Below are 12,086 nucleotides of genomic sequence, written 5' to 3' on the forward strand. Positions count from 1 at the left end.
ATGTATGATGAAGAAATGGCTCATCACAAGTGCGATTTTAACCCTCTTGATAACAGGTGTTTCTGTTGGTACTTCCATTCAAAAAGACAGTCAATCAGCACAATCTCAAGATATTATTCAAAAGAGAGACCGTGGAACCAACCCTTAATATGAAAAAAAGCAGCTGTGATCAAAACAGCTGCTTTTTGATGTGCTAATCAATTTCTCGTTTAATATTCTGCATTTTTTCATCTAAGTAATGGGCAATATCTGCGGCTTCCTTCAGTTCATCAGTTAGCTGATGAGGAACATCGTTTTGCAGTTTATAATAGATTTTATGCTCCAGACTCGCCCAAAAATCCATCGCAATGGTCCGCACCTGAATCTCAACCTTCACATGCTCCACACGATTTGTTAAATAGACAGGTATCTCAACAATTAAATGAAGGCTTCTGTAGCCATTTGGTTTCGGATGTTGAATATAGTCCTTCACTTCAAGGATCTTTAAATCCTCTCTTTGCCTCAATACATCCATAATGTTATAGATATCTTGAATAAAAGAACAGATGATGCGGACACCTGCGATATCATGGATATGCTCCTTGGCACATTGTGTCGTGATGTCGCATCCTTTTCTTGCTAGTTTATTCACTATGCTTTCAAAGGATTTAATTCGTGATTTTGTATGCTCTATTGGGTTGTGTCCATGGATTAAATTATACTCCTGGCTGATAATTGAAAACTTTGTATCCATTTCATCTAACGCAAATTTATATACTAATAGTTCATTTTTCCAGTCTTCCATGACATTTTTCAAATCTTCTACATGAGTTGCTGACATATTCATTTTCTTTTTGTCATCTCCTTTTGGAAACGGCAGCTGCACCGCTTTCCGTTTACTAGACGGAGAGAGAACTCGAATGGTTTTAAAAAATACGCAGTTAGCCTCGTTGTTTGTAATATGTCAGCGCCAGTGCAAGGGCCAGCACAGAACCTTTCACAATATCCATTGCATAATAAGGGACAGACATCATCACAAGCCCATTTTGTAAAATACCGATGAGTACAGCCCCGATAAAAGTGCCAAATGCGTTTGGCTTACCTGCTCCCATGACGGAAAAACCGATAAAAGCAGCCGCTACTCCATCCATTAAATATGGTGCACCCGCATTAATTTCTGCTGTCATGACCCTTGAAGCCAGTACGATACCGCCGATCGCTGCAAATAAAGCAGAAAGCAGATAGGCCGCAATTTTGTATTTGTTCACATGTATGCCAGACAATCGAGCCGCTTCCTTATTCCCACCGATGATGTACATGAATCGGCCGTGCTTTGTGTAGGACATGAAAACATGCGCAAATAGTACAATGGCAGCCATAATCAGAATGATATATGGCACCTGTCCAATTTTGCTGAAAAAGGCAGGAATCGTTCCCGTTGAGAACGTGCCATCGGGAAGCACCATATTTTCAGAAATAGTTGCTCCTTTCGTATACGTTTGAGCCAGCCCTTGAATGATAAACATCATGGCTAATGTCATGAGCATATCTGGAATTTTCATTTTGACGATCATCCATGCATTTAGCAAACCAACAATGATAGATGCCGCTAGTGCCGAGAGAATTGCAATTAGTGGGTTTTGCGAGAACCATACGAACATAGAAATGACAATCGCATTTGATAGCGTAGCGACTGATCCAACTGATAAATCAAAGCCGTTTACTGCCAATGAGATAGTTAAGCCCACCGCAATGATGGTCACTATCGAAATAGATCGTAGAATATTAATGATATTTCCTGATTGCAAAAACGCTGGATTCGATGCCGCAAATACCACAATCAACACGACAATGGTTAAGATTGTGCCATATCGATAAAAGAAATCAAACAGATGAAAGGATGGCCGCTGTTTTTTGATTTGCTGCACAGGGGCCGGAATTTGTTGTTCGCTCATGATTGTCCTCCTGTTGAATGGTATAAAAGCTCCTCTTCAGTCGTCGGTTCGGTCATTTCCCGGGCAATGCTGCCATCATATAGCACGTATACTCGGTCAGCGATACCTGCAATCTCTGACAGCTCACTCGACGCATAAATGACAGATTTTCCGCGGGCGGCAAGCTCTGCAATCAAAGTGAAAATATCTTTTTTCGCTCCAACGTCTACACCTTTGGTTGGTTCGTCAAAGAGATACACATCTGCCTCAGCCAGCAGCCATTTTCCGATAGCAACCTTCTGCTGATTTCCACCAGATAGATGCTTCACCTTTGCTTCAAGAGACGGCGTTTTGACACCAAGCCGTTTGACGATGTCGCCTGCTTCCCGCTTTTCCTTCGAACGATGTAAGAAGCTGAATATCCGTGAAAATGAGTGAAGACTTGCAGCCGTTAAGTTCCACCCCACGCTCTCTTCGGTCAGAATTCCTTCTTTTCTCCGCTCTTCCGGCACAAGAGCCATTCCAGCTCTCACCGCTTGATGAGGCGATGTGATGCGAATGGTTTGACCATGAAGCTGCACGGTCCCCGTCTTTTTTTCTGAGGCACCGAAAAGGGCTTTGCACAATTCTGTTTTGCCAGCACCGACAAGTCCTGCGATCCCGAGAATTTCTCCTTTTTTGACATAAAAGTGAATGTTGTTTAATTTATGTTGATCGTTTAGCTCTTTCACTTCAAGCACAATAGGTGCATCTTTCAGTGGCCTGCGAGACGGGAATTGCTCCTCTAATGGTGCGCCTAGCATTTCTTCAATGACCTGCTGCGGATTTGTGTCTTTGACAAGGTGAGCTGCGACATCCGTTCCATTTCGCATCACAGTCAGTTCATCACAGATGGTGAAAATTTCAGGCATGCGGTGAGAAATAAACACGATCCCCGTCCCATGCTGTTTCAACCGATCAATCATTGAGAATAATTTGCTTGTTTCTGCATGACTAAGCGGAGCCGTTGGTTCATCTAAGATTAAAATGCTGCATTTAATGGAAACAGCCTTGGCGATGAGCACCATCTGTTTTTCAGCAAGGGTCAGATCGCTGACAAGTCGATTTGTGGAAATGTCGATGTCCATTTCTTTTAATAGCTGAGCCGCCTTGCGATGCAGCTCTTTCCAGCTGACAAATATTTTTTTCTCAATTTCATGCATCATCATATTCTCACCAACAGTTAAATAGGGAACAAGAGCCGTATCCACTTCTTGGTGGACCGTCTGCACACCATATGAGGATGCATCCTTTGGAGTTTGAATGGTTGCCGCCTGGCCATTGATGTGGATGGTTCCGTGGAAGTGGGAATGAGCGCCAGAAAGAACCTTCATTAACGTTGACTTCCCAGCACCATTTGCTCCAATCAGTGCATGGACCGTCCCTTTTTTTAATGTGAAATTCACTTGATCTAACGCTTTGACCCCTGGGAATTCAATTGAAATATTTTTCATACGAACAAGCGGCGCTGTCATAGGTGTCCTCCTTCTCTTGATATCATCTGAAAAACGAAACACCCTCTATGAAAAGAGAGTGCACGTCGCTTATTTTGTATAATGCTTCTTCAAGGTCTTCATCCAATCTTCCTCAAAAGCAGTCGATGAACCGAATCCCTTCACTTCGTCTGCAAGATTGACCATGTTAATGGCTTTTCCTGCTTGCTGAAGCTGCTTTTGCGAGATGAGAGAGGCCTCAAGGTCATAGGAAGCTGGTGTTTTCTCACCAGCTATTTTCTTCGCAAGAATCCTCACGTCGACTGCACCGATGAGCTTCGGATCAACCGCTGCTGTATACTTCCACGGACTGTCCTTCGCCGTCATTTCTTGAAGATCCGCATTTGACACATCAATCCCATAAATCTTCACTTCTGTTCTTCCTGCTTCCTTTAACGCTCTTGCTGCCCCAATGGCAAAGGCATCCCATGTGGCAAAAATAGCGTCCAGCTTGCCCTTTGGATACTTATTCAGCATGGCTGCTACTGCATTTTGCGTTTGAACAGACGTATCAGAGGAGGCAATACCAAAGCGGTCAAGCTCCTTGATCCCTGAATGTTGTTTAAGCGTTTCTTGATAGACCTTATTTCGTCTCACCATTGGCGGGAATCCATCTACCCACAGGTATGCAATATTTGCTTTTCCTTTGAAATCAGACACGAGCGCGTCTAATGATTTTTTCGCTAATTGTTCGTCATCTTGAGACGTCACTGTGACCCCTTTGATGTCCTTCAGCTTAGGATTCGAATCAAATGCTACAACTGGAATGCCTTTCGCTGTGATCTTTTTCACATCAGCGACTGTCGCCTCGTCGTCCCCGTGAGAGATGATAAAGCCATCATAATTTTCTTCCAGTGCCTGAGAGATGGCATCATGGAATTTCGCTGTATCACCATTTGCGGTGTAGACATCTACCTTAAAGCCGAGTGCCTCACCTTCTGCCTTGGTCCCCGCTAAAAATTGAGCTGTATGATCGTCTCCTCCAATTTTGCGGATAACTTTAATTTTTGCTCCCTGACCCTTTGCAAATCGCTTCGGTACATTGTCAAAGGAAACCTTTTCGTTCGTATTTGCTTTTGAGCCTGCACTTGATCCGGTGCCGCAGCCTGTTAATAGGACGGTCAATGCCGTTAATAAAACAAGAAATGATGTAAAATGCTTACGCTTCATTGCTGTTCCTCCTCAAGTTGTTTTTATTTTTCACATCGGAAAACTAGGTAAAAAGTGGAAATACGCCTGTAAAACAGGCATTTGATTCGAAAAAGAGACGAAAAAAAGCCTCTCTTGGAAAGAGAGGCTTGATCACCGTTGCATGAAACATGTATCGGGAAGTCTTCCTCTCTTATCTGTCAAAGCTGTAACAGCTTTGCAGGAATTAGCACCAATTTCTAAAATAGAAACGGTTGCTGGGCGTCATAGGGCCAGTCCCTCTGCCTCTCTTGATAAGAGATCCGTTATGAAATTTGTTTTCGTTGAAATGTCTTCTTTACTTTAATGTGATGTCACATCAATGTCAATGACTTTTTTGAAAATTTCTAAAATACCATCAACTTCCGATGATTTTCTTCGCAGGTGATGATTTCTTCAGACGGAAATCATATTTTTTCTCATTCACAAATTGTGGGTTGAGATGTGCTGATCCTTTATCTTGACCGCTTTTAGAGAGATACGTTTTGTAGCCTTCCATCCATTTCCCGCGCCAAATCCACTGTGATGCTTTCGCACCTTTTCGGTCATCATAAACGTTCTTCTGGAAGGTATTCTTTTGGTTCACTTGATAAAGATTCACGACCAAGTAATGCGAGGCACTAGCTGACATGATATTATTCGTGATTCGATTGTTCACTGCTTGATACTGCATTAGCAATTGACCGCCTTCTAAGCCGGCTGTGTCATTTTTGTACAAAATATTATGTGAAATCGTCGTATTGGTTGTACCGCCCCGCTTCTTATCATAGCCGCCAATAGAAATGCCTGTATAACGGTTTAAATATACTTGATTGTGTTCGATGCGGATGCGGTCTGCCATTTTTCCTTTATGTTCGCTTGTGACTTCAATCCCTAGATCATTGTGATGTGAGATGTTATGATCGATCACAATGTCTTTTCCGCCATCAACATAAATTCCGCCAGCGGAGATGTCGCTGCCATAGGCTGGGTTTCCTGCACTCGTAATCTCATATACTTTGTTTCTAGAGACAACCCCATTTCTCACTTGATCATACTTTTTGGAGGGTGCTACGTTCTCAAAACCAATTAAATCAATGCCAATATTATCAGTGTGCCGGACCGTGTTATGTGTCACACGGAACTTTTTGACGTTTCCATTTAGCACAAGCGCTTCACTGAAGCCCAGCTTTAATTTTTCAACGGTATTTCCTTTGATTTCAATGTCTTCAATCGCAGCAGGAGCTTTTGTCCCATAGACAGCAATTCCATGTGCATTTCCATTTTTATGTTTCGTCTGAATGTCATACACTCGGTTATTAAGCAGTTTGACGCCTTTACCGCTTCCTTTGATGAAAATACCAACTGGTGTCAAATCTTCTTTATTCGTCTTAAGATGTCCTACAGTCAGTCCTTTGAGGGTGATGTAGCTTTTTTGATCGATCGTGACAAGTCCTCCATCGGCTTGATTTCCTTTAAGGGAAGCCCCGCTAATTACAGGCTTTTCTTTTCCGTAAGCTTGAAAGACAACGGGTGCTTTCTTTGTTCCTGAATGGCGGACAACCAATTTTTCTTTGTATGTACCGCCTCTCATGTAAATGGTTGCCCCAGCCTTCGCCATACTTGCTGCTTTTTTCAACGTGCGGAAAGGTTTTTGCTTTGTGCCCGGGTTTTTGTCGCTTCCGTTTACCGCTACGTAATAGGCTGTGCTTTGCTTAGCGCCAGCCTCATCTGTCATCGCCTGACAGCCAAAGCTGATCACGGTCATGAATAAAATGAGTAAAATACCTGGTATCGCTCTTTTCATCTTGTTGTTGCTCCTTTCTCTTCTCTTCTTCCTTTATCGGTTAAAAAAAAGAGGATTAAAATATGACGATGTCCCTTGCAATGTACTAGACAAAAGGTGTATGGTTGAAAGAATATCTTACAGGAAAACCACTCGTTTTTAAATTGTCAGATTAATCAGTTAATAATGCATTTGGATTTTATTTCTTTTTTAAAAAGGGGTGATAGGAGTCATACTGACAGCAGAGAGAAGGAAAGCGCTTTAACAGATTTTTCTTGTCTGAATTCCAGAAAACCTATTGCTAATATTTTGTGAAGGTATAGAATAGAATCATAATTATTTCATATTATTAGAATTTTCAAATAACCAAACAGCAAGGAGATTTATAATGCCAAAACAACCCATCCGCGTTGAACTTAGTTCAACAAAAAAACCAAAACCTCAATCTGATCAACTTGAATTCGGAAAAATCTTCACTGATCATATGTTTGTGATGGATTATTCAGTTGAGAAAGGCTGGTACGATCCAAGAATTATCCCTTATCAGGCCATTCCAATGGACCCAGCTTCGATGGTCTACCATTATGGTCAATCTGTTTTTGAAGGCTTGAAGGCTTATGTTTCTGAGGATCAAAAAATTCTCTTATTCCGTCCGGAAAAAAACATGGAGCGCTTAAACAGATCCAATGACCGCCTGTGTATTCCGCAAATTGATACAGAAACAGTATTAGAGGGCTTAAATGAACTCATTCGTATTGATAAGGATTGGGTACCTGATGCAGAGGGCACTTCCTTGTATATTCGTCCATTCATTATTTCCACTGAGCCATATTTAGGCGTTGCACCGTCTAGCACGTATAAGCTGCTCATTATCTTATCTCCAGTGGGATCATACTATAAAGAAGGCATTCATCCGGTCAAAATTGCAGTTGAAAATGAGTTTGTCCGTGCCGTTAAGGGTGGAACAGGAAATGCCAAAACAGCTGGAAACTATGCCTCAAGCCTTAAAGCACAGCAAGTTGCTGAAACGAAAGGATTTTCACAAGTTCTTTGGCTTGATGGGATCGAGAAAAAATACATTGAAGAAGTCGGCAGCATGAATATCTTCTTTAAAATCAATGGAGAAATCGTGACGCCTGAATTGAACGGCAGTATTTTAGAAGGCATCACACGTAACTCTGTACTTGAGCTGTTAAAGCATTGGGGAATTCCAGTAACAGAGCGCAAAATTTCAATTGATGAGTTAATTGAAGCACATCAATCTGGCGAGCTTGAAGAAATTTTCGGGACTGGAACGGCAGCTGTCATCTCTCCTGTAGGAGAATTAATTTATCATGATCAGCCATATGTGATCCAAAATGGTCAAACAGGCGAAGTATCGAAGAAATTGTACGAAGCCATTACTGGCATCCAAAAAGGGACACAGCCAGACATCTTCGGCTGGACAGTTGAAGTTGACTCAGTCGTCAAGCAAGCATAAGCATATAAAAGAACCTTTCAATCATGAAGGGTTCTTTTTTGTTTATTCACCTCTCCTTTATCCCTTATAATGGTAAATACACATGAATAAGGAGAGTGATGGTATGTTTTTTACTTATCTACTAGCGTTCTTTGGAATCTGCATCGGATCGATGATCGTCGCCACTGGTTTCGACGATTCACCGTTCCTCACCCGGTTTCTATTTAAGGCGCTTGGGATTTCTATCCTTGCTCTTTCCATTACTTTTGTGAAGGTCAGACGAAAGAAGTTACAGAAAAAAAGGCGAAATAGACTTAGTTGACCCGTCTGCTTCCCATCAAATCGTGCACCAAAACAAGACCGACACCCCGACAATCGCCCCTGTGTATATCCACTGTTTCCTTTTGATGCTCCGCTTTTTTTCGATCAGTAAAAAGATCTCTGGCAAAAAGATGATCATGATTTCTAGGATAAAGACAAGATAATAAACAAGCGGCATTGACCGGAAATCAAATTTTCTTGCATCTCCTCCAATCGTTGCAAAATACATCAACAGATTGGTCACCGGAATGGTAAAACAAACGAGCAGGCGGAGAACATAGATCCACACATATTCCTTATGCCGAATGAGGCCAACAAATGAAGCAATAAGACCATACAAAAACAAGATCACTGTACCATAACTCATGACAGGCTGTACGACAAACCCGTAAAACATTAAACCAATTGCAACCATATTCCAACAGTCCTTTCTTTGAAGCCATACATGCTGTTTTTTCTAATCATACACTTCTTTCTCCAGTTTCCATATGGGGCAATCATAAAAAATGACCCCATGAAGGGGCCATTATGTGTTAAGCATTGACTGATTTGAAGAATTGCGGTAAATGTTCACGATGCGCTTCGAGCATTTCGTCTAAAATTTGCTTTGCAATGTCGTCAGATGGGACGAGCGGGTTGATGGTCATCGCCACAAGAGCTGTCTCGTAATCTCCAGTCACAGCCGCTTCTGCTGCCACACGCTCGAATGATTTGATTTGTTGAACGAGTCCTCTTACAGCTACAGGCAGATCACCTATCGCGATTGGTTTTGGTCCGTCCTTCGTAATGATACAGTTTACTTCAACCGCTGATTCAGCCGGAATGCTAGCAATCGCCCCTCTGTTCACTGTATTGACTGGTTGAATGTCGTGCTTATCATTATAGATGGAGCTGATTAAGTTACAGGCCGCATCGCTGTAATAGGCCCCGCCTCTTTTTTCGAGCTGCGGTGGTTTAATGGACAAATCAGGATCTTTATAAAGCTCAAATAATTCCTGCTCAACCTGCTGTACAACCTCTGCTCGTGTTCCTTTTTCTTGAGCCGCCTTTTGCTCTTCTTCCAGCATATCTTTCGTTTTATAGTAATAGCGGTGATACGGACATGGGATGACCCCTAATCCTTTCACAAAAGAAGGCTCCCAGTTTTTCGCTTCAATGTTTTTCATGGACCACTGGCTGTTTGGATTTCCTAGTTCATCTAGCACTTGATCCATAATGCTGACCCCATCTAAATATACGTCTAATCCATAGACCATGTGATTGAGACCGGCAAACTGTACCTCGATGCGTTCAACGTCCACATCAAGCGCTTTGGCAATCCCCATTTTGATCCCAATCGGCACATTGCATAGACCGACCACTTTTTTTAGATTCGTGTAGCGTAAAACAGCTTCAGTGACCATGCCCGCTGGATTTGTAAAGTTCACAAGCCATGCGTCTGGGCAAAGCTCTTCCATATCCTTCACAATGTCTAGAATGACTGGGATGGTCCGAAGGCCTTTAAATAAACCGCCTGGTCCGTTCGTTTCCTGACCGATGACGCCGTATTTAAGCGGTATTCTCTCATCCTTTGCCCGTGCTTCCAGCAGTCCTACACGAAATTGTGTCGTCACAAAATCTGCATCCTTCAAGGCTTCCCGGCGGTCAAGAGTCAGGTGTACCTCAATCGGCAGACCCGCTTTTTCAACCATACGTTTCGCCAGAGCGCCTACGATGTTTAACTTTTCCTGACCTGCTTCAATATCCACAAGCCATAATTCCTTTACAGGTAATTCATGATATCGTTTAATAAACCCTTCGACGAGCTCAGGCGTATAGCTCGATCCACCGCCTATTGTGACAATTTTGATTCCTTCTTTCATGAATTGACACCTCCGAGTTGCTTCATTTTTTCATGGAGTTCGATGATTTCTGCTGCGAGCTCCTTGACGGTCATTGCGTTCATGAGATGATCCTGCGCATGAATCATTAAGAGGCTAATATCCGTCTTTTCGCCCCTGATTTCTCCTTGGATCAGCTCTGTCTGTGCGTGATGCGCCTCATTTAACGCGTCTTGTGCGTCCTGCAATTTTTGCTTCGCCTCATCAAAGTTTCCTTGTTTTGCACATGTAATGGCCTCCATCGCGGAGCTTCTGCCATTTCCGCCGTGCAGGATGAGTTGAAACACAATTTGTTCCATTTCCATCGGCCGCATCCCCCTTGTTCCCTCTATTACATGCTGACGACATTTTCATCAGTTGATGCTTTTGTTTCTAGCTCACTTTCTTCTTTCAATTTCTGCTTATCCCACATTCTAAAGAATGGGTAGTATAGAGCAAATGACAGCGCAAGGTTAATCAGCTGCATGACAGCACCAGAGATTTTGCCTCCTGTGGCGAGATAGCCTGAAATGATTGGCGGCATGGTCCATGGGACAGCGATCCCGGCTGGTTTTGCCACAAGCCCTGTGCTCATTCCGATATATGTGGTGATGATCATCATGATTGGCGTAAGGATAAACGGAATGAGGAGCATTGGGTTCATGACAATCGGCATTCCAAAAATGATCGGTTCGTTGATGTTAAAGATGGCTGGCCCAATGGCAAGGCGGCCAAGCTGTTTCATTTGTTTACTTCTGGCGCGTAAGATCATGGTCAGCACCAAAGCAAGCGTTGCTCCGCTTCCGCCGACGTTGATGAAGATTTCAAAGAACTGCGCTGTGAAAATATTCGGCAGTACTTCTCCTGCTTGGAATGCAAGACGGTTCTCATCCATTGCACCGAGCCAAATTGGCCCCATGACGCCGCCGACAATGGTTGCTCCGTGAATACCACATGCCCAGAGGAGCATTTGCACACCCATCGCAACGATACTGCCGCCTAAGCTGCCACCAAGAATCGATAGCGGTGTGCCAATTAAGACCGTGATGATATTATGAATACTCTCAAAAGGTGTCATCTCAATCACAAGTCTAGCGACCCAGATCAGGGTGATGACCACAAAACCTGGAATAAGTGCAATAAACGATTTACTGACTGCTGGCGGTACACCATCAGGCATTTTGATCACAATGTTCCGCTGTACAATGAAGCGGTAAATTTCGGTTGAAAGCATGGCAATAATCATGGCAACGAATAAACCTTTACTGCCCATCAGTGTGACAGGAATTCCCCCGCCTACTAGGATAGCTTCTGTTGAGCCTTCAGGTGTGAAAGGTACTTGATATGGTGTAGCCAAAAGGAAAGCCGCAACAGCGATCGCACCAGATGATAGCGCATCAACGGCATACTTTTCAGCAAGCCTGTAAGCAATCCCGAAGGTCGCAACAAGTGCCATAATGTCAAAGGTTGCATTCACAGGATAGGATAGTTTCGTGGCCCATTCTGCTCCAAAGATACTTGCCATAAAATCGCTGTATCCTGGGATCGGAAGGTTAGCTAAAATGAGAAACAGTGAACCGACAATAATGAGAGGCATGGTTAAAACAATTCCGTCACGCAATGCTTGTAAATGTCTTTGAGCGGCAATCTTCCCTGCAAACGGCATGACCTTCTCTTCTAGAAATCGGTTGAATCCATTCATCCCCTCCGCCCCCTTTATCCGTTCACTAACTGTTCAGCAGATTTTAAAACCTCAGCGCCATTACATACGCCATAGTGCACAGTATTAATCACGTCTACTGGGATTCCTTTTTCTTCTCCGAGCTTTTTCATTTGCGGTAATAAATATCGAACCTGAGGTCCTAATAAAAGCACATCGGCTTGATCAATATGATTTTTCGCAGAATCTCCTGATACTGCCCAAATACGATATTCTTTTCCTTGTTCTTGTGCGCTTTTCTCCATTTTTGTGACAAGTAAGCTTGTAGACATACCTGCTGCGCAAACCAATAAGATGTTCATGTGTAAACGCCCCCTTTTCAAAGTGTG

General features: G+C 43.0%; 12 protein-coding genes and 1 riboswitch. Of the genes, 2 read left to right on the plus strand and 10 right to left on the minus strand.

The features are described from left to right. Positions 1–7 precede the first annotated feature (7 nt). Entirely contained in the window at positions 8–148 is a 141-nt protein-coding gene (locus MHI08_RS17540; protein WP_162860197.1) for a hypothetical protein, read from the plus strand. 45 nt (positions 149–193) lie between these two features. On the opposite strand, the gene MHI08_RS17545 is transcribed toward MHI08_RS17540, so the two are convergent. The 5 genes from MHI08_RS17545 to MHI08_RS17565 form a co-directional block, all read right to left on the minus strand. Next, on the minus strand, positions 194–826 hold the full coding sequence (locus tag MHI08_RS17545; protein WP_025093809.1) for a GTP pyrophosphokinase family protein: 633 nt from the start codon (positions 824–826) through the stop codon (positions 194–196). 94 nt (positions 827–920) lie between these two features. Then, a complete protein-coding gene (locus MHI08_RS17550; protein WP_034621914.1) occupies positions 921–1,934 on the minus strand; it encodes an ABC transporter permease in 1,014 nt (337 codons plus the stop codon). Then, positions 1,931–3,427 (minus strand): sugar ABC transporter ATP-binding protein, encoded by a 1,497-nt coding sequence (locus tag MHI08_RS17555; protein ID WP_342499826.1) that lies wholly within the window; start codon positions 3,425–3,427, stop codon positions 1,931–1,933. The genes MHI08_RS17550 and MHI08_RS17555 overlap by 4 nt, the downstream gene beginning before the upstream one ends. 69 nt (positions 3,428–3,496) lie before the next feature. Further along, complete coding sequence (locus MHI08_RS17560; protein ID WP_024423861.1) at positions 3,497–4,615, minus strand: sugar ABC transporter substrate-binding protein; 1,119 nt, start codon at positions 4,613–4,615, stop codon at positions 3,497–3,499. 169 nt (positions 4,616–4,784) lie between these two features. Then, positions 4,785–4,894: riboswitch (SAM riboswitch) on the minus strand. Positions 4,895–4,991: 97 nt separating this feature from the next. After that, entirely contained in the window at positions 4,992–6,419 is a 1,428-nt protein-coding gene (locus tag MHI08_RS17565) for a right-handed parallel beta-helix repeat-containing protein (protein WP_151862779.1), read from the minus strand. A 367-nt stretch (positions 6,420–6,786) separates the two neighbouring features. Between MHI08_RS17565 and MHI08_RS17570 the strand changes: the two genes are divergently transcribed. Then, positions 6,787–7,878: a branched-chain amino acid aminotransferase gene (locus MHI08_RS17570; protein WP_342499827.1), complete on the plus strand. Its 1,092-nt coding sequence runs from the start codon at positions 6,787–6,789 to the stop codon at positions 7,876–7,878. Between the two features lie 316 nt (positions 7,879–8,194). Here MHI08_RS17570 and MHI08_RS17575 read toward each other — a convergent pair whose 3' ends face one another. From MHI08_RS17575 to MHI08_RS17595, 5 genes are all read right to left on the minus strand, one after another. Then, positions 8,195–8,593 carry a hypothetical protein gene (locus tag MHI08_RS17575; protein ID WP_280149155.1) on the minus strand — a complete coding sequence of 133 codons (399 nt, stop codon included), beginning with the start codon at positions 8,591–8,593 and terminating at the stop codon, positions 8,195–8,197. A gap of 118 nt (positions 8,594–8,711) precedes the next feature. Then, positions 8,712–10,040: a 6-phospho-beta-glucosidase gene (locus tag MHI08_RS17580; RefSeq protein WP_025093805.1), complete on the minus strand. Its 1,329-nt coding sequence runs from the start codon at positions 10,038–10,040 to the stop codon at positions 8,712–8,714. Further along, the gene (locus MHI08_RS17585; RefSeq protein ID WP_024427495.1) at positions 10,037–10,363 is read right to left on the minus strand and encodes a PTS lactose/cellobiose transporter subunit IIA; all 327 of its coding nucleotides are present in this window, start codon (positions 10,361–10,363) and stop codon (positions 10,037–10,039) included. The genes MHI08_RS17580 and MHI08_RS17585 overlap by 4 nt, the downstream gene beginning before the upstream one ends. A gap of 26 nt (positions 10,364–10,389) precedes the next feature. Further along, positions 10,390–11,739, minus strand: a complete 1,350-nt coding sequence (gene celB, locus MHI08_RS17590; RefSeq protein WP_024423868.1) for a PTS cellobiose transporter subunit IIC — start codon at positions 11,737–11,739, stop codon at positions 10,390–10,392. 14 nt (positions 11,740–11,753) lie between these two features. Further along, positions 11,754–12,059: a PTS sugar transporter subunit IIB gene (locus tag MHI08_RS17595; protein WP_024423869.1), complete on the minus strand. Its 306-nt coding sequence runs from the start codon at positions 12,057–12,059 to the stop codon at positions 11,754–11,756. Positions 12,060–12,086: the final 27 nt, after the last annotated feature.

The sequence above is a fragment of the Bacillus sp. FSL M7-0791 genome (genome assembly GCF_038627085.1).
Taxonomy (GTDB): Bacteria; Bacillota; Bacilli; order Bacillales; family Bacillaceae; genus Bacillus; species Bacillus safensis.